The organism is Micromonospora saelicesensis (assembly GCF_900091575.1).
GTDB lineage: Bacteria > Actinomycetota > Actinomycetes > Mycobacteriales > Micromonosporaceae > Micromonospora > Micromonospora saelicesensis.
This window is the reverse complement of sequence record NZ_FMCR01000002.1, coordinates 737,410-761,294: the sequence shown is the minus strand read 5'-3', so window position 1 is coordinate 761,294 and position 23,885 is coordinate 737,410. Positions and strand designations below refer to the sequence as shown.

Below are 23,885 nucleotides of genomic sequence, written 5' to 3'. Positions count from 1 at the left end.
GCAGAGCCGGGTCAGTCCGTCGCGTCCAGCGCTCGGCGTACCTCGTCAAGGACCGCATCCCACGACGTGCGCGGCGCCGCGCCACGCAGCTGGCCGGCGAGATGGTCGGCGAGCCGGCGGACCGCTCGGTCGGTGAACAGTGCAGCACCCTCGTCCGCGGCCGGTGGCCTCCGCTGCGGTGGCACGGTCAGCGGCAGCGGATCGGCGACACAGACGATGTCCAGATATGCCGTGGTACGGGTCAACGCCACGTAGAGCAGCCGGTGCCCGCGATCGTCCTCGGCCACGATCTGTTCCGGCTCGACCACGACCACCGCGTCGAACTCCAGCCCTTTCGCCTCCTGTGGACTCACCAGGTTGACCGAGCCGCCGAGCTCACCGCGCTGCGCGCTGCTCCAGCCGACGCCGTTGTCAGCCAGCGCCGCCTCCACCTCGCGGCGACACCGTGCCGGGCAGACGATCCCGACGAAGGCGCCCTTCTCGGCGTGAGCGGCGGCCAGGGCGACCACCCGTCCGGCCCGCTCGGTCAGCGAAACCCGGTGGATTCCGGGCTCGGCCGGACCCGTCCGCACCACCTCCGGAGGCGTCACGCCGGCGGCGGCCACCGGCAGCAGCCGGGCGGCGAACCGGTACGCCTGCGCGGGTACCCGGTAGCCGTACCGCAGCGGGGCGATCACCACGGGATGGACCGCAGGCAGGTGATCGGTCACCTCGGCCCAGTCATCACGGGCCCACGAGCCGGTTGACTGAGCCAGATCCCCCACCAGGGTGAGCGAGCCGCCCGCGCAGCGACGGCCGATGGCCCGCAGCTGCATCGGCGACAGGTCCTGTGCCTCGTCGATCACCACGTGCGCGTACTGGCGTCCCGGACCGTCGATGAGCCGCTCCAGCTCGTCGAGGAGCGGCAGGTCCGCCGCGGCCCAGACCTCCTCGGAGAGCCGGTCCGCGCCCTGGCGGTGCAACTGGCGGACCTCCTCAGCGGTGAACTCCGTGCCGGCCGCGGCGCTCAGCCGCGCCCGCGAGCCGAACAGGTCGCGCAGGAACGCCGCCGCCGACTGCTGCGGCCACAGCCGCTCGACGAGATTCGTCACCGCCGGCGCCCCGGCCGCGTCGACGCCGGCGCGTTCACTGACCAGGTGGTTCACCCGGTCCCAGAACAGGCGGCGCTGCTGGGAGTACGGCAGTTCCGCCGCGCTCGCCACCGCCATCGCCTCGGCCAGTTCCGTTCCGGGCACGGTGACGAACCGTGCGCCCAGCAGGAGCCGTTCGGCAGGCTCGGGCACCCCAACCCGGTTGCGCAGTGCGCGGGAGAGCAGGCCGGCCAACCGTGCCTCGCCCTTGAGCCGGCTCACCTCGGCCGGCTCGGTCCGGCCGCGGCGTACGTCGGGCGCCAGCCGGGCGACGTCACGCATCAACACCTCGGCGTCGCCCAGATCGGGCAGCACCCGGCCGATGTAGCGCATGAAGGTCGGGTTCGGTCCGACCACCAGCACGTCCTCCGGTGCGAGGTCGGGGTTGTTGAAGAGCAACCAGGAGACGCGGTGCAGGGCGACTGCCGTCTTGCCGGTGCCCGGCCCGCCCTCGATCACCAGCACCTGCTCCATCGGCGCCCGGATCAGCTCGAACTGGGCCGCCTGGATCGTTGCCACGATGTCGCGCATCTCGCCGGTACGCGCCCTGGCCAGTTCGTCGAGCAGACGCTGGTCGGGCCCGTCGATGGCGGCCGCGAGCTGGGCGAAGAACACGTCGGTGAAGTCGTGGATCGTGTTGCCGTCGCACTGGTAGCTGCGCTTGCGTACCAGGCCCCGAGGGTCGACATGGCTCGCCTCGAAGTAGGGCGCGGCCGCCGGCGCCTGCCAGTTCGCGATCAGCACCTCGCTGCGCTCGTCGAGCACGACGTGCCGGCCGATGTAGAGCACATCGTCCGACTCGTCGTCGATCCGGCCGAACGCCACCGCCTCGTCGTTGTCGCCGAGGGCTTCGGCGGCCTTCCCGGCGTACCGCTTCAGGTGCACGGCGGCGCCGGGATGCGCCGCCGCCGCGGTCACCTCGGCCAGCCCGTCCCGCCGGCGGGCCCGATGTCGGGCCGCCGCGTCGAAGAAGGTCTGCTCGCTGGCGATCTCCGGCGACTTGCTGCCCACGTGTGCTCCTGACTCCGGCGGAACCGCCACACCCTATCCCTGTGAAGTGCCGTTGCTCAGGCGGTCACCGAGCCGAGGCCGAGGCCGTCGAGCAGGTTGATGAGGTCGTCGTCGCGGGTCACCTCGTAGCCACGCTCGCGTAGCTCCGCGACCAGTTCAGCCTCGCCGTCGAGCGGGATCTCGAGGTACTCACCGTCGTGAACCGTGAGCACGACTTTGCCGTACCGGTCCTGCAGATCCTCCGGCAGCACGTCGAGCGCCCGCGCCGCGACCATCTTGGGCCAGCTCATGTTCACGACCGCACCCACCTCGGCGATGCGGAAGGGCTCGTCGTCGGGGTAGTCGTCCTCGTCGTAGGACTCGGGGTCGGCGGGGTTCCACAGGCGGGTCATCTGCACCTGCCGGGCCTCGCCCCACGTACGGGCGGCGGCGAGCGCCCTGATCTCGGCGGCCTCCCCGGCGGCGGTGTCGGCCTCGACGAAGGCGAGGCAGTCGTGGTTCGCGGCGTGGCCGTAGACCAGGCGCAGGCTGTTCAGGTGGTGCGTCGTCATGGCGCACATCCTGCCCCAGACGTACGACTTCCAAGATCGTCGGACGGCCGGGGCGCTCTCCACCGGTCGGTTGACCGCTAGGCTGGCCGTCCACGGTCTCCCCACCTGGAGAAACGCCCATGTCCGACAGCGTCTTCGCGCAGTTCACCGCCGACGACGACCAGCTCGAAGTTGGGCTGATCGTGCAGCCGGCGATCAACGCCGCCCTGGTGCACAACCGGGTGCCGTTGGTACGTCACCTCACGCTCGTCAACCGAGGTGCGGTGCCGCTGACCGATGTCACGTTGACGCTGGAACTGCGGGGCCCGGACGGCGCGCTGACCGAGCCGTGGACGCGTACCCTCGCTGCGCCGTTGCGGCCCGGGGCGAGCACGAGCTGGGACGACTTCCGCGACTTCACGCCCGACCGCGTGCTGCTGTATCGCACCGACGAGGCGTTCCCGGTCGACTACACCCTCCGGGTGGAGGCGCAGGCGCAGACACTGCGGCTGGTCGCTCCGTCACGAGTGTTGGCGCACAACGAGTGGTTCAACAGCCCTGCCCTGTACGACAGCCTGGCGGCCTTCGTGCAGCCGAACACCCGGGCGGTGGAGGCGGTTCTGCGGGCAGCCGCCCAGCTCCTGCTGGCGCGGACCGGCTCCGGCTCGCTGCAGGGTTATCAGGAGGGTTCGGAGCGGGCGGCTCTGATCGCCGGCGCGGTGTACGAGGCGTTGCGCCAGATGGAGATCACCTACCAGACCCTGCCGGCGTCCTTCGAGAACACCGGCCAGAAGGTGCGCACGACGGCGGCGGTGCTCGACGGGCGGCTCGGCAACTGCCTCGACCTGTCCGTCACGTACGCCGCGTGTCTGGAGGCGGCGGGGCTGCACCCCCTCATCTTCGTCAGCGCGGGGCACGCTTTCGGTGGCTTCCTGCTGGAGGAGGAGCGGCTGGGCTCTGCCGCGGTGACCGAGACCAACCTGCTGATCTCAATGGTCGACTCGGGCCGGGCCGTGCCGGTCGAGTTGACCCGCATCGGGCCGGGCGCGCAGTCGGCGACCTTCACCGAGGCGGTACGCGTCGGGCTCGGCCACTTCCGCGGTGACGGCGAACGCATGCAGGGCGTCGTCGACGTGCACCTGGCCCATCGCTCGGGGATCCGCCCGCTGCCGTCGCCCGACGAACTGATCGCGCCCGCCGCGGTCGACCCCGAGGCAACGGCGAAGATAACAGCGTCCCTCGACCTTCCGCCCGGCGTGGCCGCCGCGAAGCTGCGGCAGTTCGCCGACGAGGGCGAGGAGGTGCCGGCGCAGTCCGACGGGTCGCCGGCGCGCGTCCAGCAGTGGAAGAAGTCGCTGCTCGACCTGAGCCTGCGTAACCCGCTGCTCAACCTGCCCAAGCGTGGCCGTGGCCTGGACCTGCACGTGCCGGCGGGTGCGCTGGCCCTGCTCGACGACCTCATCCACGACGGCCGCCAGGTGCAGGTCATCCCGCAGGACGACATCAGCCACGTCCACGAGCTGGCCGGGGCACGTCGGGCGCAGGACCTCGACGCCGAGATCCTGACCCGGGAGCTGCGTACCGACCGGCGGGTCTATGGCGCGGTCACCGACGCCCGCTACAAGACGGCGATGCGCGCGTTGCAGCGTGAGGCGCGCACGATGGAGCAGGAGACCGGCAGCAACTACCTCTACCTGACCATCGGCACCCTGGTGCACACGAAGACGACCGGGGGAGAGGCGTACGCGCCGCTGTTCCTCCTGCCGGTGCGCATCGAGGGCGGCAGCGGCCGTCGCCCGTACGCGATGGTCATCGACGGCACGGAGGTCGCCAGCCCGAACTACTGCCTGATCGAGTGGTTGCGGGTCAAGCACAGTGTGCGGATCCCGGAGCTGGAGCGACCGGTCCTCGACGAGCGAGGCATCGACATCGCCAAGACCCTGGCCGCAATCAACACCGGGCTGCTCGACAACCGGCTCAACTACCGCATCGACGAGACCGCCAGCCTTCGACTGTTGCAGTTCTCCACCTTCCAGATGTGGCGGGACCTCACCGACCACTGGCCCCGGTTCATGGAGAACCCGGTCGTCCGGCACCTGGTCGAGTCCTCCGGCGCCACGTTCGACGATCCCGCCCGCCCGGAGCACGACGTCGAGATCGCTGTCGACGAGGCGGACCTGCACCTGCCCATCCCCGCCGACGGGTCGCAGATGCAGGCCATCGTGCGCGCCGAGCGCGGCCACTCCTTCGTCCTGGAGGGCCCGCCGGGCACCGGCAAGTCCCAGACCATCACCAACATGATCGCCCGGGCGGTCAGCGCGGGCCGATCGGTGCTGTTCGTCGCCGAGAAACAGGCCGCCCTGGAGGTGGTCAAGCGCCGCCTCAAGCAGATCGGCCTCGGGCCGTTCGCCCTCGACCTGCACGGGCGCAAGCAGTCCCTCAACGCGATCCGCCAGCAGCTGCGCGACGCGCTCGACCAGTACGACCAGGGCGGCGACGGCACGTGGACAGCCGTCGAGACGGCCTACCGGACGCGGCTCGCCCCACTGGCCGAGTACCCGGCCCAGGTGCACACCACCAACCCCGTCGGGATGTCGCTCTGGTCGGCCTACGAGCAGACCCTGGCGTACGGGGACGGCCCGGTCGCGCCAATTCCGGTGGCGTACCTGCACGCACCCGCCCCGGCACGCGCGCAGGTCGAGGCGACAGTGCGGGAGTTCCCGGCGGCCGCACGATCGGCCCGACTTCGGGCCGCGCACCCGTGGGCGCTCAGCGGCTGCCGCACCCTCGACGGGTTGCACGGCGCCGCAGTCACCGAGATCGCCGGTGAGCTCGAACGCCTCCGTGCCGACCTCGCCGCCCACCCGCACCTGGTCGAGTTGCTGCGGACGCTGCCCGCCCCGGAGACCGTGAGCGAGCTGCAGGCGGGCGCCTGGCTCGCCGTACGCGGACTGCTGCCGGACCGGCAGACCACCCTGCACGCCAGCGACCGGCGGTGGGACGAGGCGGTGGCTCGGCTCCAGGCGGACCTGGCGGCCTTCCGGCAGGGCTTCGCCGGTGAGCTGGCCACCTTCCGGCCGGACGTGTTTGCTCGACCGGAGCTGACCGCCTGGCACGGTGAGGCCCAGGAGGCGGCGAAGAAGCTGATCGGTAAGCGCAAGCGTCGGCAGGCCATTGTGGATCGGCTGGCGGTGCACCTGGTTGCCGGTGCGACGCTCGACGTCGAGCGGGTGGAGGTTGCCACCGGTCGGCTGGTGGCCGCCCAGGCGCAGGCAGCGGCCCTCCACCAGCATTTTGCGGCGGTGGGCGGGCTGCGGCTGTCGCAGTGGCGGCCCACGGACCCCAACGCTCAGGAGCGGTTGACCGAAGCGATCGAGGCGACCCGGGTCGGCCGGACGCTTCTGGCCCGGTATCCGCAGGCCTGGGAGCTGTTTCACGGCGGGTTTACCGATGTCGGCGCGGTGCTCCTCGACCGGTTCGCCTCGCGGTGGCGGGCCTGGCACGGGGTGTTGCGCTCCGGTGAGGCCGAGCTGACCCTGTGGGCCGCCGGTTCGCACTGGACCGACGCCTGGCAGCGCGACGGCGCGGCCTGGCTGCACGAGTTGCAGGCCGAGGAGTTGTTCCCACTGCGCCGATGGGCGACCGTCCTGGCCCACGCCGACGTGCTCGCCTCGGCCAACCTCACCGACTATCGGGACCAACTGCTGCGCGCCGAGGTGCCCGCGCATCTCGCCGAGGAGGTCTACCGGCGGGGAGTCGCGAGGGCGTCCCTCGCCGAGCGGGTACGGGCCGGCGGCCTGCAGTACTTCGACCCGGAACTGCACGACGACCAGATCAGCCAATTCGAGGCGGCGGCCGGTGAGCTGCGCTCCGCGCTGCCGACGCAGTTGCCGTCGGTGCTGGTCCGGCGCCGCCCCTTCAGCCCGGCCGACCGGCGGGGCCGCTTCGCTGACTTCGCGGCGGAGCTCCGCCGTAAGCGGGGCGGGCGGTCCTTCCGGGAACTGTTCGAGCAGTACGCGGACGCGGTGCTCGCACTGACCCCGTGCGTGCTGGTCAGCCCCGCGTCCGCAGCGAACTTCCTGGCGCCAGGCAGCCAACGTTTCGACCTCGTCATCTTCGACGAGGCCTCGCAGATCCGCGTGGCGGAGGCGATCGGCGCGATGGGTCGGGGCAGCGCCGTGGTGGTGGTCGGCGACTCCCGGCAGATGCCGCCGAGCAGCATCATGCAGGCCAGCCACAGCGTGGACGAGGTCGACGAGGGCAACGGCCCGGTGCCGGAGGATCTGGAGAGCATTCTCAGCGAGGCCGTCGAGTCGGGACTGCCGCAACGGTGGCTCTCCTGGCACTACCGCAGTCACGACGAGTCACTCATCGCCTTCTCCAACCGCTACTACTACGACAACAAGCTCTCCAGCCTCCCGTCGCCCGGTGCCGCCAGTTCGGCGGGCGTCAGCTGGCGGCGCGTCGAGGGCCAGTACGACCGGGGCGGATCCCGCACCAACGAGGTCGAGGCACGGGCGATCCTCGCGGACATCACCCGGCGGTTGCACGACCCGGCGACCGCCACCCAGTCCGTCGGCGTGGTCACCTTCAACATCCAGCAGCGGGATCTGATCCTCAACCTGCTGGAGGAGAGCACCGACCCGATCATCCGTGAGCAGCTCTCCGGTGCGGTCGCGGAGCCGATCTTCGTGAAGAACCTGGAGAACGTGCAGGGCGACGAGCGGGACGTCGTCCTGTTCTCCCTGGCCTTCTCCACCAACCTGGAGACTGGCCAGCTCCCGCTGAACTTCGGTCCGCTCAGCCAGGCCGGCGGCGAGCGGCGGCTCAACGTGGCCATCACCCGCGCCCGCCGCCAGGTCATCCTCTATTCGTCGTTCGACCCGTCCGACATCGACCTGTCCCGTACGTCAGCGCTGGGAACGCAGCACCTGCGGGCGTACTGCGAGATGGCCGCCGCCGGCGCGGAGCGCCTGGGCGACCTCGCCACCGACCGCACGGAGCGGCGCAGTCGGATCCGCGACGAGGTGGCCGCGGCGCTGCGCGATCGCGGCCACGAGGTCCGTACCTCGCACGGCCTCTCCGACTTCACTGTGGACATCGCCGTACGCAAACCAGGCTCACCGCGGTGGCAGGTGGCGGTCATGCTCGACGGACCGGACTGGAGCGCCCGCCCGACGGTGGCCGACCGGGACTCCGCACCGACGCTTCTCCGCTCGATCATGGGCTGGCCGGAGGTCGTGCGGTTCTGGCTGCCGGCGTGGATCCACGACCGGACGGCGCTGCTCGACCGGGTCGACGAAGCGGTCATCCGAGTCGAGGCCCCCACGACCGCCGAACCCGCATCCGAGTCGTCGGCAGTCCCAGAGAGCATCGAGCTGCCGCAGCCGCGCCCCGCAGCGGACGTGGAGCGGCCACGCTCGGCGCCGACCGCCGAGTTGCCGCAGCCACGTCTCGCGGTGGAAGAAGAGCCCATCCGAGGCGCATCGGCGTCACCCGTCACCGCACTCGCCGCGGCTACCACCGCCGTGCCGGTCACGGCCGCGTCGGCCGCCGACACCATCACGGCAAGCCCCTTCGTTCCGTACGTCCCAACCTCGCTCGGAGACCAGGCCGACCTCGACCTCCTGGCCACCGACCAGCGGATACGCGACCTGATGCGGAACGCGCTCCGCGAAATCATCGCCTCTGAGGGGCCCATCGAGCAGCACCGGCTCGCACGCCTCGCCCTCGCGCGGTTCGGCTTCCTCCGGACCCGGGAGGACCGGCGCACCGCCGTGCTGTCGCTCGTCGACACCCGCCGCCTGTACACGCACCCGACCGTGAGCCGGTACGCCTGGCCCGATGGCGTTGACCCGCAGACCTACCGCAGGTACCGGGTCACCCAGGCGAGCAACGACCGGGCGTTCGAGGAGGTGCCACCCGAGGAGGTGGCTAACGCCCTCGTGCACGCGCTGCAGGACGTACCGAGCATGGACGAGGAGCGGCTGCTGCGCGCTGGCCTGGAACGGCTCGGCTACCGCCGACGCACCGAAAAGATCGACAAGCTGCTCCGGTACGGGTTGCACGTCGCCGTGACCAGCGGTCGCCTCCGCTTCGACCAGGAAGGTCGCCTCAACCTGGCATGACATACGCACCGTCGTTACGGCAGACGGCTCATCCCAGCATTGCTCTGACGATCGCGCGGGCTGTCCCGTTCGCTGCGGAAGTCGCGCCGTACGGTGGCGATGGCGCCCAGCAACTTTTCTGACGTCGGCGAAATCATCAAACGGTTTCGAGTGTGGAGTACGGCAACTGCGGCGGGTTGTGCGGGCACGGGAGGCCGAGGGTCCGCCCCCTGATCCGGTCACGGCCTGCGCCGCCTAGGTCGGCGCAAGCCGTGACGTGAATTGGAATCTCACGGGTTTCGCCGTGACAGGACGTATCCGCGATAGAACCACAGCCAGCAGCCAACCACTACGCCTCTGGTTGTGTGAAGGTCAACTGATCCCGAGAGCCCTCTGCGTGTTGACCTGGCGTACCTGGCTCGGCAACGTGAACAGATCGATCAGCGTGCCCAGGCCGAGGACGCCGAAGGTGAACAGATAGAGCAGGCCCCTCCCTACCTTGCCAAGGTAGAACTGGTGACCACCGAAGAATCCGAAGAAGAGCCAGAAGAGGTAGGCGAGGCCGGTTTCCTTCTGGCTCACCGGAAGTGCGGTGTGCAGGTGCGGCGAAGGGGTGGGGCTAAGACACTGATTGCTCCTCATATGCTACTGATGGTGATTGGCGCGGCTGGGACGACGTCGCTCTCGGGTGTTCCGCCATTTTCCGTCAACGCTGTTTCGTGCAGGTGAGCACAATCAGTGTGTCGGAGGGCACCTTGCTCGCAGCCTTGGCCGACTGCTTGGTGACGGTCCAGTTCGAAGCGAGCAGCACAACGGTGTCGTTCTCGTCTTGAGACCCGTACTGCACTTCGGTGAATCCGAGCTTACGGAGTTGGTCTGCGGCCACGGCCGCGTTTTTCCCTACCACGTTGGGCATCGTGATAGTCGCCGGCACGGTACTAGTTGGTGAGGTGGTCGGCGTGCTGGTGATGGCTGGGGTCGTCGTCGCGGCGGTCGGTGCGCTCGGGGCGGTGTCCGTCCGAGGAATGCCGGCGGGAATCGATGCGATTGCCGCAGGCTCAGGATCGGATTCGCCCATGCTTCGGCCGATAGCCACACCACCGCAGCAGCCGACGATTAGAGCGACAGCGCCTGCGGCGAGGCCAACAATGAACGGGTTGGTTGCCTTCTTCGGCATGGCGGGCATGCCGGGAGGCGGAGACGGTTGTTGTGGAAAGTTCACTAGCCGATTCTCATGATCACCCGCGCTTCTGGCTAGCCGCTGATCAGGTGTCAGGCCCGCCCGTTCGGCGGCGAATGTGCGCTAGGTGGACCAAACAAAAGGATCAAATAGAGTTGTTGCGGCAGAGCGGAATGGCGGTAGCTGGTCACGCCTACTGAGGGGTGATTGCGGTGATTATGCCCCTTATCTGCCGGAGCTTTCGAGATATGTTCACTCTGCGAGCGAGTGGTGCCCGCTGAAATTCGACTACCCCCGCGTATGACCGTCCCGATGAGATCGGTCCATCTCCCAACGGTGAAGGTGAGCCACGGTCCTGCGGCGTGCTTTGAACGCGGACGGCGACGATACCGGGAAGGTTGATGGCGGCCCCGACGCACTCGCGACCGCTGTCGCCGCTGCGAGTGCCCTTGCCCCAGGCGTGATTGGCAGCTCAGTCCAGCCATCGAATTGATCACGTCGTTTGATTCGACCTTGCCGAAGGCCCTGTCAACGATTCGTTGTAGATGTCCGGGTCGGTGCTCTCGGTGGCGCCGGGTTCGAGCGCCGCCTAGCGTCGGTCGGACTCCGGCGGCCCGGGGAATCACCGTCTCCAGGGAGGGCCATCACATACTCCGGCTGGGGGTCTTCTGCGATCTGCGGCTGCCCGGCGGCCGGCGCTGCCTGCTCCGCGAGGGCCACGCCGGTGCGTTCTCCCGCCGCCTCCGCCGGTGTGACCCGGTTCTACGTCACGAGGCGGTAGTCGGGGATGCCACGGTTGCGTTTCTCGGTCGGTTCGTCCGTCGATCGAGCGGTGACCCCGACTGGAATAGGGGCCCGGGACACGTAGATCCCCTCAAGGCAGGTGTCGCACCAGAACGAGACGTAGCCATGCTCGGCTGCGGGCCGTGCCGTGAAGACGATCCGCAGGGTCGGGTGCCCGCAGTTCGGGCAGGCAAGCTCTGATGTTGCCGGCAGAGCGCGGTAGACAACGTCGTACGCCGTCAACCACTCATCGAACGTGGCCATCACTGCGCTCCTTCGGGCCTGACCGAATGGTCGGTCCACCACTGTTCCTCATGCGCATAAGCCCGGTCCTCGAATGCGTCGATCTCATGACGGGTGGCAGGGTACGGGCGGCCTTGCCGGAGTTCGGCGGCATGGAACCGCTCATGCTCGAGCGTACGGGCAAGGTCCTCCTCACTGCGGAAGGCTTCTCGACAGAGCATGACCGACCCGTCGGGCTTCGTCAGTCCGCACACTCCAGACACCCGGTTGTTGACCGTGAGCCGAATGTCGGAGATGTCGATTCCGTACTTCGCAGCAATGGTCGTCACCGCCTCCATGTTCATCGGCATTCGGGGACCAGCGCCTCGACCGCGAACCCGACTGAGGTCACCCGGGTCTGCCCCGGCACGCGGGAGTCGCCCCAGCGCCTGCTTGAGTTTCTCAATGAGGTCGCCGAGCCGGCGCATCTCCGGAATCAGCCGCCGCAGGCTGGCCAGCAATCCGCGCAACAACCGCGCGATCCGCGCCCCCCACGACGCCACCAGCGTCGTGACCTGCTCCACGACCAGCGGCGCGGCCAGTCCGCCGGTGATGAGGAGTTCACCCGCGTACACGATGATGCGGGACACGCAGGTGGCGATGGCGTCGCGGACCAGGAGCCGGACGGCGGCCACCAGGCCGGCGGCTCCTTCGGTGAGCGCGGCCATGGTGTCGGCACCCTGGGCGAGCCCGGTGATGGCCTGTCGCTGTTCGTTGGCCCAGGCGCGGTAGGCGGGGCCGGCACTGCCGCCCCAGCCGGCGACGTCGGTGCGGACGGCGCGAGCGAGTTCGGCGGCGTCGTCGCGTAGCGATCCGGCGACGTTGCGCCAGGTCTGGGCGTGTGCGGTGATCTGTGCCGGGTCGCCGGCGAGCCAGTCCAGCGCCTCGCTGAGCGGTTTGACGTGTTCGATGAGCCAGGCGATCCCGTACTGGAGCAGGGCGCCGACCGGGTCGGAGACGAAGGCGAGAGCGTCCAGGCCGGCGCTCACGACGCCGAGGCTGCCGTCGATCCAACTGCCGTTGCGGACGCCCTGGGCGATGAGTTCGATGTCCTCGCAGATCCACACGCCCGCCCAGGCGCTGGGCGGGGTGTCCGCAGCGGCGGCGACGAGGGGGTTCGACGTCACCGGCGCTGCCGCGCCTCATCGAGCTGGCGCTGCCGCACGCCATCGAGTAGCTGTTTGGCATGGGCGTCGGAGCTTCGGTAGCGGTCCGCTCCGCCCCGCAGCTTGCCGGCGGTGTCCCGCACCGACGCGGCGGCGGCGCCGATGCCGTCGACCAGGGTTCGCTGCAGGCCGTCGAGCAGCACCGGCATCATCGCGCAGAGCTGTCCGTAGGCGTCGGTGCCCAACCGGACGTGCTGGCCTGCCTGCTGGGCGGTGTCGAGGCTGCTGGCACAGCGGTCGAGGCGTGCGGCGTGGGCGGTCAGGTCGTCCGGGTCGACCTGGATGCCGTCACCGGAGGGCATCGTCTGAACCCTGGTCGGCGAGAAGCCGGCTGCGGTACGAGTCGATGATGGCCTGGGCGCTCGCGTCGTCGCCCAATGACTGCGTGGTTGCGTTGCTGACCTTCCGGAGCAGGTCGGCCCGCGCGGCAGTGGTGGTCTCCAGGATCTGTCGAGCGGTGTGCGCGGCGGGTTGTTGCCGGATGTGTTCGTCGAGCCGCAGGTCGATCAGCAGGCCAGTCGAGTCGACTGTGACGTCGACAGTCCGATCGGCGTTGTGGGCGGTGCCGGTCAGACCCCGCATCGTCGCCGACAGAGTCTTGGCTCGTTCAGCCCGCTCGGCGAGCGACGATTCCCACTCGTCGAGCCGGCGCTCCGCCGCGTCGAGCGCAGCGTCGTCCGCCCACACGTCGACCCTCCCCAGGGGACCACTGCCGGCGGCAACCGCCGACATCACCGGCACGCTACCAACCAGTGGCGCTGCGTGCATGCCCCCCTCAGGATGGTCGACAAGACCGGACCCCCTCTGCGTGATCTTGCACTTACTGTCGCGACAAATGACGCAGAGTCCCGCATCTCGACGACCGAAAGTGCAAGATCGGCGCAGCAGGGGGCGGCGTCCGTATCATCTCGGCATGACGCGGTTCAGTCGGCGGGCGGTGTTGCTGGCTGGCAGCGGGCTGCTTGTTGGCTGTTCACGGCGGCCTGAGGTGGACGAGGTCCAGCTGCGACTGGCGACCGGGCCGGCGGGGGCGGTCTACCGGCGGATCGGCGGGGCGCTGGCCGAGCACATCTCCGAGCAGGTGCCGGGTGTCACGGTGACCACCGTGCCGAGCGGGGCGTCCACCGACAACATCCGGATGCTGCGGGCCGGCGAGGTGCACCTGGGGCTGACCAGCCTGGATGCGCTGATCATCAGCGACGGCAGCGCGCCCGGAGGGCTGTCGGCGATCTGCCGGCTCTACGACAGTCATCTGCATCTTGTGGTCATGGCCGATTCGGCGATCGGCGAGTTTCGAGACATTGAGGGCAAGCGGGTGTCCCTCGGTGCCCACGACTCGGGCACGGAGTTCACGTCGTTGCGGGTCCTGAAGCTCGGCCCGCTAAAAGCCGACGGCTGGAACCTCAGCCAGGCCGGGTCGGCGGGGGCGCTGCGCGACGGCACTATCGACGCGATGTTCTCACTGACCGGCGTCCCGACGCCCGCCATCACCGAGCTGGCGCAGCGGCATCCGATCCGGTTGATTCCGTTGGACGCGCAGGCGGACGGGCTCTTCACGGCGTACCCAGGGCCCTACGCCCCGGCGATGATCCACGCGGCCGCCTACGCCGGCGTCCCGGCCACCCGCACCGTCGCCGTACCGAACGTGCTGCTCGCGCGCGACGACCTGCCTGACGACCTGGTCTACGCCATCACCGACACGGTCTTCCGGCACACCGGGGCGATCACCTCCGCTGGTCGCGACGGCGCCGAGGACCTTCCGGAGGCGTGGCAGATCAACGTGCGTACCGGGATCTCCACCGCGTCGGTCCCGCTCCACCCGGGCGCGGCGGCCTGGTTCCGCGACCGCAAACGCTGACCCGGGCGGTCGTCAGACCGGCGCGGACGCGGGAGCCACCGGCAACACCACCACCGCGGCGAGCCCGTGCCCGGAGCCGTCCGGACGCGGCAGCCCTTCCTCCAGCCGCAGCTCACCGCCGGCCGACCCGATGAGGTTTGCGCAGATCGCCAGGCCCAGGCCGGTCCCGGACACGTTCTGGTGCCGAGGTGAGCGCCAGAACCGTTGCAACGCCTGGGCCCGCTCGGACACGTCGATGCCCTGACCGTCGTCGCGGACGGCGACAGTGACCACGGCTCCGTCGCCGGCGCCAGCGGTCACCTCGACGGCCTGCGCGTCGGACAGCCGCAACGCGTTGCTGATCAGCTCGTCCAGGATGCTTCCCAGGCCGCCCGGTGGCTCCAACAACCGCAACCCCGGGGGTACGTCGACAGTCAGGGTCTGCCCGGCCGTGGCCGTCAGGGCATGCCACCGGTCCACCCGGGTCGCCAGCACCTCGTCGAGGTCCACCGGTGACGCCGTGCGGAGGCTCTCCATCCGCGCGCTGGCCTGCAGCGAGTTCAGCATCCGCTGCATCGCCTTCAGCTCGTCGACGGCGACGTCGTACACCTGCTGCCCGTCGCCGTCGGCCCGCAGGTGTGGTGCGAGGCTCTCCACGGCGAGCCTCAGGCTGGTCAACGGGTTGCGTAGCTGGTGTGACGCGTCGGAGACGAAGGCGCGCTGGCGCTGGGCGGCGTTCTCGACGGCGTCCATCATGGTGTTGAACGACCGTGCCAGCCGTCGCAGCTCGATCGGGCCGGCCTCGGCGTCGGCGCGGATGGTCAGGTCGCCCTCGGAGATCCGCGAGGTCGCCGCGTCGAGTTTGCGCACCGGCCGCAGCACCCACGCCGACACCGGCCAGGCGACGGCCGTCAGCGCGAGCAACGGCAGCAGCCCGAGCCCGGCCAGCCGGGCCCAGCGTATGAGGATGAGCTCGCGCGTGCGGGACAGGTCGGAGATGGTCACGACGGCGCCGACGACCTCACTGTCCCGGCCGACCGGTTCCGCCACGACGAGTGCGGAGTCGTCCCACGGCGCCCACTCCCAGGACGGTTCGGAGCGCGCGCCGGCAAGCGCTGCGGTCACGATCCGGGGCAACGCCGCCTCGGTGCGCGCCGCCTTCTGGTACGCGTCGGCCGGCCCGAGCAGCACCGCGCCCGACGTGTCGATCAGCGCGACCGGGATGCCGTAGAGCTCGTGGTACCGCGTCAGCTCCTGCTGCAACGCCTCGGTGCGGCCGGTCGACAGCGCGGTCTCGGCCAGTGAGGCGAACCGGCCGACGTCGTTGAGACGGTTGACGTAGGTCTCCTGCATCTCGCGTTCGGCCACGGTGATGCTGAGCGGCACTCCGAGCGCCGCGACGAGCAGCACGGCGAGGGGGACCAGGACGACGAGCAGCCGGCGGTGCACGCGGTCAGCCGATCAGCTCCGGCTGGTCGGCCAGCAGCCGATAGCCGACGCCGTGGACGGTCCGGATGACCACGTCCGGCCCCAGCTTGTGCCGTAGCGCCGCGATGTGGGTGTCCAGGGTGCGGCTCGACGACTCCCAGGACGCGCCCCAGATCTGGTCGAGGATGACGTCACGGCTGACCACGTTGGGTGCCCGCCGGGCCAGGAGCAGGAGCAGTTCGAACTCCTTGCGGGTCAACGACACGAGCGCGCCGTCGACGGTGACCTCTCGGGTGCCGACGCCGATCCGCATCGGGCCGAGGACGAGTGGCTCGTCGGCCTGGCCGAGGGCGCGAGCGGCCCGGGTGCGCCGCAGGACGGCGTCGATCCGGGCGAGTAACTCGGGGATGCCGAACGGTTTGACGATGTAGTCGTCGGCGCCGGCGCGCAGGCCACGGACCCGCTCGTGCTCCTCGGATCGCGCGGTCACCGCGATGACGGCGGTCTGCGGGTGGTCACGCAGCTTGCGGATCACGTCGAGCCCGTCGCCGTCGGGCAGACCCAGGTCGACGAGGACCACGTCGGACGGCGCGGCGCGCTCGGCTTCCGCGGCGGTGGCGACGCGGTGAACCTCGAAGCCCGCCTGGGTCAGGACGGTCACCAGACCCCGCGCCACGCGGTCGTCATCCTCGATGACGGTTATCCGCATACCGGCGAAGTGTACGGCCCGGATCGGTGCTCGTGCCGGCCCGGTTCTTGGGATTTTTCTGACACCATCCGGGCCCCGACCAGCCGAGACTGGGGGCCACTAACGCGCCGAGGGATGTCCATGCGTTGATGGGGAGGTCGCCGTATGCGAACGACCAGCAGGTACCGGGCCACTGCGCGGATGATCGCCGCGATCGGTGTCGTCGCGCTCACCGCCGCCTGTTCGGGTAACGGGGGTGCCGCCGGCGGAGGGGACGCCGCGAACTACCCGGACGCGAACGTCACGATCGTCGTGCCGTTCAGCGCGGGTGGCCCGACGGACACTGTCACCCGGATGATCGCCGGGCCGATGGCCGCGAAGCTCGGCGGCAAGATCGTCGTCCAGAACGTCGAGGGTGCTGGCGGGACGGTCGGCGCCGGCGATGTCGCGCGGGCCAAGCCCGACGGCTACACAGTGCTCATGCACCACATCGGCATGTCGACGGCGCCCGCCCTCTACAAGAGCCTGGGCTACAAGCCCCTGGAGGACTTCGAGACGGTCGGGCTCGTCACCGAGGTGCCGATGACGATCGTCGCCCGCAAGGACTTCGCGCCAGCGACACTCCAGGACCTGGTGACCCACGTGAAGGCGAACGCCAACAAGGTCACGCTGGCCAACGCCGGTATCGGCGCCGCGTCGCACCTGTGCGGTCTGCTGTTCCAGAGCACCACCGGTGTGAAGCTCCAGGAGGTCCCGTACCAGGGCACCGGTCCTGCGCTGACCGACCTCGTCGGCGGGCAGGTCGACTTCATGTGCGACCAGACGACGAACACCAGCGGCCAGATCGCCGCGGGAAAGGTGAAGGCGTACGCGGTCACCACGCCCGAGCGGGTGAAGAGCCTTCCCGACCTGCCCACCACCACCGAGGCCGGGTTGCCGCAGCTGAAGGTCAGCGTGTGGCACGGTCTCTACGTTCCGGCCGACACGCCGCCGGAGATCGTCCAGAAGCTCTCCGAGGCGTTGAAGGTGGCGCTGGCCGACCAGGGGGTCATCGACCAGATGGCCAAGCTGGGCACCGCGCCGGTCCCGGCCCAAGACGCGACCCCGGAGGCGCACCGGGCGAAGCTCGACGAGCAGCTCGGCACCTGGGCGAAGATCATTGCCGACTCCGGGGTCAAGGTCTCCTGAGGTGGAGCGCCGTCGGTCGTTCCCGGACGTCCTCGCCGGGGGGATCTTCGTCCTGATCGGTGGCGCATTCGTGGTGGGGGCGCTCGGCTACGAGCTGGGCACCCCGACACGGATGGGCCCGGGCGCCTTCCCGCTGCTGGTCGGTGTGGCCGTGGTCGCCCTGGGCCTGGCGATCGCCGGCAAGGGCCTCATCGCCGGTGAGGTGATCTCGTTCGGGCCGATCCCATGGCGGGCGGTCGCCGTCATCGTGCTCGCGGTCCTGTTCTTCGGGTTCACCATCCGGCGACTCGGGTTCGTACCGACGACGGCGGTGACCGCACTGCTCACCACCCTGGCCAGCGCACGCGTACGGCTGCTCACGGCGGTGGCAGTGGCCGCCGGGCTGACAGTGGCCAGCACGCTCATCTTCGTCGTCGGACTTCAGCTGCGGATCCCGCTGTGGGGCCCCTGGCTGGGCCTCTGACGCGGCAACCGGATTGAGGCATGGAACTCCTCGACAACCTCGCGCTGGGCTTCTCGACGGCCCTGCTGGTCCAGAACGTCCTCTACTGCTTCGTGGGAGTGCTGCTCGGGACCGCGGTCGGCGTGCTGCCCGGCATCGGGCCCACGGCCACGGTGGCGATGCTGCTGCCGATCACGTTCAGCTTCGAGCCGGTCACCGCGCTGATCATGCTGGCCGGCATCTACTACGGGGCACAGTACGGCGGCTCGACGACCGCCATCCTGATCAACCTGCCCGGTGAGTCGTCCGCGGCGGTCACCGCGCTGGACGGGCACGAGATGGCCCGCCAGGGCCGGGCCGGCCCCGCCCTGGCGGCCGCGGCGATCGGGTCCTTCGTCGCGGGTACGGTCGCCACCGTGGCGCTGGCCGCCGCGGCCCCACCCCTGGCCAGTGTCGCGTTGAAGTTCGGCCCGGCCGACTACTTCTCACTCGTGCTGTTCGGCCTGCTCGTGTCGATCGCGCTGGCGCGGGGCACGGCGCTCAAGGCACTGGCGATGATCGCGCTCGGCGTGCTGCTCGGCACTGTCGGCCAGGACATCTACACCGGTACGCCCCGCTTCGTGTTCGAGCAGCGCGAGCTGTACGGCGGCATCGACTTCGTGTCGGTCGCCGTGGGCCTGTTCGGGGTGGCCGAGATCCTGCGCAACCTGGAGAACGAGCAGACCCGTACGGCGATCGTCAGCAAGGTGACCAACCTCTGGCCGACCCGGGAGGACCGGCGTCGGATCGTCGCCCCGATCCTGCGGGGCACCGGTCTCGGCGCCGCGCTCGGTGTGCTGCCCGGCGGCGGCCACGTGCTCGCCTCGTTCACCTCGTACGCGGTCGAGAAGCGCATCTCGAAGCGGCCGCAGGAGTTCGGGCGGGGCGCGATCGAGGGCGTCGCCGGCCCCGAGTCGGCGAACAACGCCGCCGCGCAGACGTCGTTCATTCCGCTGCTCACCCTGGGCCTGCCCGCCCACCCGGTGATGGCGCTGATGATCGGCGCGTTCATCGTTCACGGCATCACCCCGGGCCCGAACGTCATCAACGACGAGCCGGCGCTGTTCTGGGGCCTGATCGCGTCGATGTGGATCGGCAACGTGCTCCTGCTGCTGCTGAACCTGCCGCTGATCGGCCTCTGGGTGCGCATGCTGCGCATCCCGTACCAGGTGCTCTTCCCGATGATCATCCTGTTCGCGGCGATCGGCACCTACTCGCTGAACTTCAACGCGTACGACGTCTACGCCATCGCGTTCTTCGGGATCCTGGGCTACGTCCTGATCAAGTGCGGCTGCGAGCCGGCGCCCCTGCTGCTCGGCTTCGTCCTCGGGCCGCTGCTGGAGGAGAACCTGCGCCGCGCGCTCATCATCTCCCGTGGCGACCCGTCGGTCTTCGTGACCCGGCCGATCTCCGCCGCGCTGCTGGTCCTGGCCGTCGTCGCGCTCGTCGCCGCCGTCCTCCCGTCGATCCGCCGGCGCCGCGCTGTCGTCTTCGCGGAGGAGTAGCAATCCGGACCACGTGACGGTCAGGTCGACGAAGATTGTTCCCGTGACCAGCGACAACACGCCCCGGGGCTGGACCAGCCGGACCGTCTGGGACAGGCGGTTCAACGCTCCGCTGCGCGCGTTCCTGCGTACCGAGACCGGCGGCGCGCGGGTGGTGCTGATCGCCGCGGTGGTGGCTCTGGTCTGGGCGAACCTGCACGTGTCGTCGTACGAGTCGGTCTGGGAGACCTCATTCTCGATCCAGCTCGGCGACTGGCGGGTGTCACATGACGTCCGTTTCTGGATCAACAGCGGCCTGATGACGTTCTTCTTCCTGGTCGCGGGGCTGGAGTTGCGCCGCGAGTTCGACATCGGCGAGTTGCGGGAGCGGCGTCGCCTGGCGTTGCCGATGCTGGCCGGGGTCGGCGGCATGCTCGTGCCGATCGCGATCTACCTCGCCATCAACGCCGGGCACACCACCGCGGCGGGCTGGGGTGCGGTGATGGCCACCGACACGGCGCTCGCACTCGGAGCGCTGGCCGTCTTCGGGCCACGCTTCTCGGAACGGCTGCGTGGTTTCCTGCTGACCGTCGCAGTCGTCGACGACGTGGTGGCGATCGCGGTGCTGGCCATCGCGTACCCGCACCACCCCTCGCTGACGGCGCTGATCGTCGCGGCGGCGATCTTCGGCGTCGTCCTGCTCGTCCGGGGCTTCGGGGTGCGGTTCGGGCCGGTCTACGCGCTGCTCGGGGTGGGGGCCTGGCTCGCCGTCTCGATGTCCGGTGTCGACCCGGTCGCCGTGGGCCTGGTGATGGGGTTGCTGACCTACGCCTACGCTCCCGGCCGCAGCGATCTACAGCGGGCCAGCGATCAGTTCCGCCTCTTTCGGGAACAGCCCACCCCGCAACTCGCCCGGATGGCCCGGGCCGGGCTCACCTCGGCGCTGTCGCCCAACGAACGGTTGCAGACGCTCTACCACCCGTTGGCGAGCTACGTGGTGGTGCCACTGTTCGCGCTGGCCAACGTCGGCATCGTGATCGACGGCGACCTGCTGGCCCGGGCCGTGACCTCTCCGGTCACCCTGGGGGTCGTGGTCGCGTACGTCGTCGGCAAGCCCGCCGGGATCGTGGTCACCGCATGGTTGGTGACCCGGCTCAGCGGCAACCGGTTCCGGCCGCCCGTCGGTTGGGTTGCCGTCGCGGGGGTCGGCACGATCTCTGGCATCGGCTTCACCGTCGCGCTCCTGATCGCCACCCATGCCCTGAGCGGCCCGGCCCTGGACGAGGCGAAGTTCGGCATCCTCGTGGCGACGCTCGGCGCGTCAGTCGTCACCTGGCTGGTGTTCCGCTCCGTCAGACGGCTCTCGCCGGCGCGGCGGACCCGCGCGCTGCTGGGCGTCGCCGAGGGGATCGTCGACCTGATGCTGCCGGTCGACGCGGATCGTGACCACCTGCGCGGGTCGCTTGAGGCCCCGGTGACGGTGGTGGAGTACGGCGACTTCGAGTGCCCCTACTGCGGGCAGGCCGAGCCGGTGGTCCGGGAGCTGCTGGCGGACTTCGCCAACATCCGGTACGTCTGGCGGCACCTGCCGCTCACCGACGTCCACCCCCATGCCCAGCTCGCCGCCGAGGCGGCCGAGGCAGCGGGGGAGCAGGGCGCGTTCTGGGAGATGCACGACCTGCTGCTCGCCCACCAGGACGCTCTCAACCCCACTGACCTGCTCGGTTACGCCGAACAGCTCGGCCTGGACCTGGACGGGTTCCGGGAACACATGGTGAAGCGGATGGGCGTGGACCGGATCGCCGAGGACGTCGACTCCGCCGACCTCAGCGGCGTCACCGGCACCCCGACCTTCTTCATCAACGGCCGGCGGCACCACGGCGCGTACGACATCGCCGCGCTCTCGGCGGCGGTGAAGTCGGCGTTCGCGAGCGCGAAGCTCCGCCCCGAGTACCACCATCGGGATCCCGGCCGCCGGGAGACCGGCCCGGCGAGCTGATCGCGCGGGCGCGTGGTCGCCACCCGGCCCGGTGGTCAACGGGTACGGAGGGGGTCACCGACGAGCCTTCGGGTCCGTTCGGCAGCTGCCGGGTGCTGCCGCGCGGGTGGAGGATGTGGCGGTCGCTGCCTTTGGAGCTGAATCGTTGACGACATCACCGCCCAGGCGGCGCGTGGACAGCATGGGTTGTTGCCGCATCGCCGGCCAGGAGCGTGGGTCGGTAACGGCTTAGCGGATTGTCACCGACTCCCCGACCGGGATGCGCGCGTATTCAGTGCCGCCCTTGAGGTCCAACCAGCCGTCGAAGTACTCCTGGCCGAGCTCGTTGAGCGTGGCATCGTGGATCGGGAACGCCCGCTTCGGCCGCACCGCCCGCACGAAGTCCAACGCCTCGCTGAGCTTGAGCCAGGGTGCGGCAGCCGGCACGAGCAGCGTCGCCACCGGCGACGGCGGGACAAACAGCGAGTCGCCCGGGTGGTAGACCGTGCCGTCGACGACGAAACCGACGTTGGCGCAGCCGGGCAGACCGTCGTAGATCTCGGCGTGTTCCCCGCCCACGACGTCGACGGCGAACCCGGCCGCCGTGAACCGCTGCCCCGCGTCGACGGCGACCGCTGCGCTGCCCAGTTCGGGGGCCGACTCGATCGCTGCCGACGGTAGGTACACCCGGAACGCGGAGTTGCGCTGACTCGCCGCCACGAGCTTGGCGATGTCGAGGTGGTCGGGGTGCTCGTGCGTCACCAGCACCTCGTCGACCCCGTCGAGCGCCTCGGCCTCCGAGAACGTCCCCGGGTCGATTACCAGCACCCGGTCGTCCGCCTCGAGGCGCACACAGGCGTGGCCATACTTGATCAACCGCATGCGCCCACTATGGCAGGGACGGTCGAAGGCGGGGGCCTGCTCGATCAGGCTCTGTCGGGCGGCCTGATTCGTTTGGGACATCAGCTCCAAAGGCAACCCGTCAAGCCTGCCGCCCTGCGCCGGGAGGACCCGGGCCGCGAGGCCCCGGAGCCCCGGAGCCCCGGAGCCCCGGAGCCGCGGAGCCGTGGAGCCGCGGAGCCGTGGAGCCGTGGAGCCGCGGAGTCACCACCAAGGTCCCGCAGTCCACGGCCGCGTACCCGCAGTCCGGCACTCTCGCAGCCTCGCCGCCCGCGCGGGCGGTCAGGTGACCGGAAGGGCGGCGAGCCGGTTGGCGCGGCGGCCCGCGACGGCCATGACGACGGCCAGGGCAAGGGCGACAAGGAAGAAGACGTCCGCGCCGGTGAAGGCCGCGTGGAAGCCCGCCGTCGGGTCGGTGGCGGAGCTGGCCCGGGTGTACGCGATGGTGAGGATCGCGATGCCGAGTGAGCCGCCGAGTTGGTGGGCGACGTTGACGAGGCCGGACGCGGCGCCGGCGTCCTGCGGTTCGACACCGGCGACACCGCCCTGGGTCATCAGGATGATGGCGATGCCCTGGCCGATTCCGATCACCAGTAGGGGCAGCAGCACGTCCGGGAAGTAGCTGGAGCCGGTCGAGATGCGCGACAGCCACGCCATGCCGGCGAGCGCGAGGACGAGGGACGCCACCAGCAGGATGGGACGGCCGAGCCGGTTCTGCAGGGGCCGGATGGCGTACACCATGGCGAAGAACATGCCGGTGATGGGCACGTACGCGAAGCCGGTCTGTAGGGCACTGAGGTGCAGCACCTCCTGGAGGTACTGGCTGAGGAAGTAGAAGGTGGAGAAGGTCGCGCCGACGATGAGGATCCGCCCGGCGTACGCGCCGGAGCGCTCCAGGCTGCGGAAGAGTCGCAGTGGGGTGATGGGCTGCGGTGCCCGGTGCTCGATCAGCACGAAGGCGGTCAGGAGGCCGGTGCCGAGGCCCAACGCGACCACGGTGGTCGGTGCGCCCCAGCCGGCCGCTGCGGCCTGGATGAAGCCGTACACCAGGGCGGTCATGCCGACGGTGGAGGTGAGCGCCCCGCCGAGGTCGAACGTGCCGGCACGGCGTTCGGTCTCGACCAGGAACCGTGGTGCGAGCAGCGCGATGGCGATGCCGATCGGAACGTTGACGAGCATTCCCCAGCGCCAGGAGAGCAGGTCGGTGAAGACGCCGCCGATGACGATGCCGACGCTGCCGCCAGCGCCGATGACCGCGCTGTAGAGGGCGATCACCCTGGCTCGGGCCCCCGGTTGGGGGTGGTCGGCGACCAGCAGCGCGAGCGTGGAGGGCACCGCGAGCGCGGCGGCGAGACCCTGCACGACGCGGGCGGTGATCAGCCAGCTGCCGCCCTGGGCGAGGCCGGCGGCGAGGGACGCCGCAGTGAACACTGTGATCCCGGCGAGGAAGACGCGGCGGCGGCCGAGCAGGTCACCGGCTCGTGCGCCGAGCAGGAGCAGGCCGCCGAACGCGAGGACGTAGGCGTTCTGCACCCAGGAGAGCCCGGACTGGGAGAAGCCGAACTGCCGTTGCACGTGCGGCAACGCGGTCGTGATGATCGAGGTGTCCAGCGTCATCATGAGCTGCGAGCCGAGGATGAGCGCCAAGGCGATCCCGCGACGGGAAGCGGGAGTCGGAGACATGGTCCGCCTACTTTCGGACTAGACTGATA

The 23,885-nt window shown here is 70.1% G+C and carries 18 protein-coding genes; 6 read left to right on the top strand and 12 right to left on the bottom strand.

Annotated elements, in window-relative coordinates:
* Nucleotides 1-11 precede the first annotated feature (11 nt).
* Entirely contained in the window at nucleotides 12-2,141 is a 2,130-nt protein-coding gene (locus tag GA0070561_RS11375; RefSeq protein WP_091399400.1) for a HelD family protein, read from the bottom strand.
* Nucleotides 2,142-2,197: 56 nt separating this feature from the next.
* On the bottom strand, nucleotides 2,198-2,692 hold the full coding sequence (locus GA0070561_RS11370; RefSeq protein ID WP_091399398.1) for a hypothetical protein: 495 nt from the start codon (nucleotides 2,690-2,692) through the stop codon (nucleotides 2,198-2,200).
* Between the two features lie 119 nt (nucleotides 2,693-2,811).
* Between GA0070561_RS11370 and GA0070561_RS11365 the strand changes: the two genes are divergently transcribed.
* The gene (locus GA0070561_RS11365) at nucleotides 2,812-8,799 is read left to right on the top strand and encodes a DUF4011 domain-containing protein (RefSeq protein ID WP_091399396.1); all 5,988 of its coding nucleotides are present in this window, start codon (nucleotides 2,812-2,814) and stop codon (nucleotides 8,797-8,799) included.
* 351 nt (nucleotides 8,800-9,150) lie between these two features.
* Here GA0070561_RS11365 and GA0070561_RS11360 read toward each other — a convergent pair whose 3' ends face one another.
* The 6 genes from GA0070561_RS11360 to GA0070561_RS11335 form a co-directional block, all read right to left on the bottom strand.
* On the bottom strand, nucleotides 9,151-9,360 hold the full coding sequence (locus GA0070561_RS11360) for an NINE protein (protein WP_244166158.1): 210 nt from the start codon (nucleotides 9,358-9,360) through the stop codon (nucleotides 9,151-9,153).
* A gap of 124 nt (nucleotides 9,361-9,484) precedes the next feature.
* On the bottom strand, nucleotides 9,485-9,964 hold the full coding sequence (locus GA0070561_RS11355; protein WP_091399389.1) for a PASTA domain-containing protein: 480 nt from the start codon (nucleotides 9,962-9,964) through the stop codon (nucleotides 9,485-9,487).
* A gap of 756 nt (nucleotides 9,965-10,720) precedes the next feature.
* Complete coding sequence (locus tag GA0070561_RS11350; protein ID WP_091400180.1) at nucleotides 10,721-11,005, bottom strand: hypothetical protein; 285 nt, start codon at nucleotides 11,003-11,005, stop codon at nucleotides 10,721-10,723.
* Nucleotides 11,005-12,150, bottom strand: coding sequence for a WXG100 family type VII secretion target (locus tag GA0070561_RS11345; RefSeq protein ID WP_244166157.1), 1,146 nt, complete (start codon nucleotides 12,148-12,150; stop codon nucleotides 11,005-11,007). The genes GA0070561_RS11350 and GA0070561_RS11345 overlap by 1 nt, the downstream gene beginning before the upstream one ends.
* Nucleotides 12,147-12,491 carry a type VII secretion target gene (locus tag GA0070561_RS11340; RefSeq protein ID WP_091399387.1) on the bottom strand — a complete coding sequence of 115 codons (345 nt, stop codon included), beginning with the start codon at nucleotides 12,489-12,491 and terminating at the stop codon, nucleotides 12,147-12,149. The genes GA0070561_RS11345 and GA0070561_RS11340 overlap by 4 nt, the downstream gene beginning before the upstream one ends.
* Nucleotides 12,478-12,921, bottom strand: coding sequence for a YbaB/EbfC family DNA-binding protein (locus GA0070561_RS11335; RefSeq protein WP_244166156.1), 444 nt, complete (start codon nucleotides 12,919-12,921; stop codon nucleotides 12,478-12,480). The genes GA0070561_RS11340 and GA0070561_RS11335 overlap by 14 nt, the downstream gene beginning before the upstream one ends.
* A 181-nt stretch (nucleotides 12,922-13,102) precedes the next feature.
* Between GA0070561_RS11335 and GA0070561_RS11330 the strand changes: the two genes are divergently transcribed.
* A complete protein-coding gene (locus GA0070561_RS11330; protein WP_091399382.1) occupies nucleotides 13,103-14,047 on the top strand; it encodes a TAXI family TRAP transporter solute-binding subunit in 945 nt (314 codons plus the stop codon).
* A 12-nt stretch (nucleotides 14,048-14,059) separates the two neighbouring features.
* On the opposite strand, the gene GA0070561_RS11325 is transcribed toward GA0070561_RS11330, so the two are convergent.
* Together GA0070561_RS11325 and GA0070561_RS11320 are read right to left on the bottom strand one after the other, a co-directional pair.
* Nucleotides 14,060-15,475, bottom strand: a complete 1,416-nt coding sequence (locus tag GA0070561_RS11325; RefSeq protein ID WP_091399379.1) for a sensor histidine kinase — start codon at nucleotides 15,473-15,475, stop codon at nucleotides 14,060-14,062.
* Between the two features lie 4 nt (nucleotides 15,476-15,479).
* The gene (locus GA0070561_RS11320; protein WP_091399376.1) at nucleotides 15,480-16,163 is read right to left on the bottom strand and encodes a response regulator transcription factor; all 684 of its coding nucleotides are present in this window, start codon (nucleotides 16,161-16,163) and stop codon (nucleotides 15,480-15,482) included.
* Between the two features lie 144 nt (nucleotides 16,164-16,307).
* Between GA0070561_RS11320 and GA0070561_RS11315 the strand changes: the two genes are divergently transcribed.
* The 4 genes from GA0070561_RS11315 to GA0070561_RS11300 are packed head-to-tail and all read left to right on the top strand — an operon-like array spanning nucleotide 16,308 to nucleotide 21,294.
* Nucleotides 16,308-17,330, top strand: a complete 1,023-nt coding sequence (locus GA0070561_RS11315; protein ID WP_208603735.1) for a tripartite tricarboxylate transporter substrate-binding protein — start codon at nucleotides 16,308-16,310, stop codon at nucleotides 17,328-17,330.
* A gap of 1 nt (nucleotide 17,331) precedes the next feature.
* Nucleotides 17,332-17,793: a tripartite tricarboxylate transporter TctB family protein gene (locus GA0070561_RS11310; RefSeq protein ID WP_091399371.1), complete on the top strand. Its 462-nt coding sequence runs from the start codon at nucleotides 17,332-17,334 to the stop codon at nucleotides 17,791-17,793.
* 20 nt (nucleotides 17,794-17,813) lie between these two features.
* Nucleotides 17,814-19,316: a tripartite tricarboxylate transporter permease gene (locus GA0070561_RS11305; protein ID WP_091399368.1), complete on the top strand. Its 1,503-nt coding sequence runs from the start codon at nucleotides 17,814-17,816 to the stop codon at nucleotides 19,314-19,316.
* 43 nt (nucleotides 19,317-19,359) lie between these two features.
* Nucleotides 19,360-21,294 carry a Na+/H+ antiporter NhaA gene (locus GA0070561_RS11300; protein WP_091399366.1) on the top strand — a complete coding sequence of 645 codons (1,935 nt, stop codon included), beginning with the start codon at nucleotides 19,360-19,362 and terminating at the stop codon, nucleotides 21,292-21,294.
* Nucleotides 21,295-21,522: 228 nt separating this feature from the next.
* On the opposite strand, the gene GA0070561_RS11295 is transcribed toward GA0070561_RS11300, so the two are convergent.
* Complete coding sequence (locus tag GA0070561_RS11295; RefSeq protein WP_091399363.1) at nucleotides 21,523-22,155, bottom strand: MBL fold metallo-hydrolase; 633 nt, start codon at nucleotides 22,153-22,155, stop codon at nucleotides 21,523-21,525.
* Between the two features lie 300 nt (nucleotides 22,156-22,455).
* Entirely contained in the window at nucleotides 22,456-23,856 is a 1,401-nt protein-coding gene (locus GA0070561_RS11290; RefSeq protein ID WP_091399359.1) for an MFS transporter, read from the bottom strand.
* Between the last annotated feature and the right edge of the window lie 29 nt (nucleotides 23,857-23,885).

Excerpts from the sequence above, each read along its gene's own strand:
- GA0070561_RS11370 (WP_091399398.1), bottom strand. The coding sequence starts at position 2,692 with ATGACGACGCACCACCTGAACAGCCTGCGCCTGGTCTACGGCCACGCC.
- GA0070561_RS11365 (WP_091399396.1), top strand. The coding sequence starts at position 2,812 with ATGTCCGACAGCGTCTTCGCGCAGTTCACCGCCGACGACGACCAGCTC.
- GA0070561_RS11355 (WP_091399389.1), bottom strand. The coding sequence starts at position 9,964 with ATGCCCGCCATGCCGAAGAAGGCAACCAACCCGTTCATTGTTGGCCTC.
- GA0070561_RS11350 (WP_091400180.1), bottom strand. The coding sequence starts at position 11,005 with ATGGCCACGTTCGATGAGTGGTTGACGGCGTACGACGTTGTCTACCGC.
- GA0070561_RS11340 (WP_091399387.1), bottom strand. The coding sequence starts at position 12,491 with ATGCCCTCCGGTGACGGCATCCAGGTCGACCCGGACGACCTGACCGCC.
- GA0070561_RS11335 (WP_244166156.1), bottom strand. The coding sequence starts at position 12,921 with ATGTCGGCGGTTGCCGCCGGCAGTGGTCCCCTGGGGAGGGTCGACGTG.
- GA0070561_RS11330 (WP_091399382.1), top strand. The coding sequence starts at position 13,103 with ATGACGCGGTTCAGTCGGCGGGCGGTGTTGCTGGCTGGCAGCGGGCTG.
- GA0070561_RS11320 (WP_091399376.1), bottom strand. The coding sequence starts at position 16,163 with ATGCGGATAACCGTCATCGAGGATGACGACCGCGTGGCGCGGGGTCTG.
- GA0070561_RS11315 (WP_208603735.1), top strand. The coding sequence starts at position 16,308 with ATGCGAACGACCAGCAGGTACCGGGCCACTGCGCGGATGATCGCCGCG.
- GA0070561_RS11305 (WP_091399368.1), top strand. The coding sequence starts at position 17,814 with ATGGAACTCCTCGACAACCTCGCGCTGGGCTTCTCGACGGCCCTGCTG.
- GA0070561_RS11295 (WP_091399363.1), bottom strand. The coding sequence starts at position 22,155 with ATGCGGTTGATCAAGTATGGCCACGCCTGTGTGCGCCTCGAGGCGGAC.
- GA0070561_RS11290 (WP_091399359.1), bottom strand. The coding sequence starts at position 23,856 with ATGTCTCCGACTCCCGCTTCCCGTCGCGGGATCGCCTTGGCGCTCATC.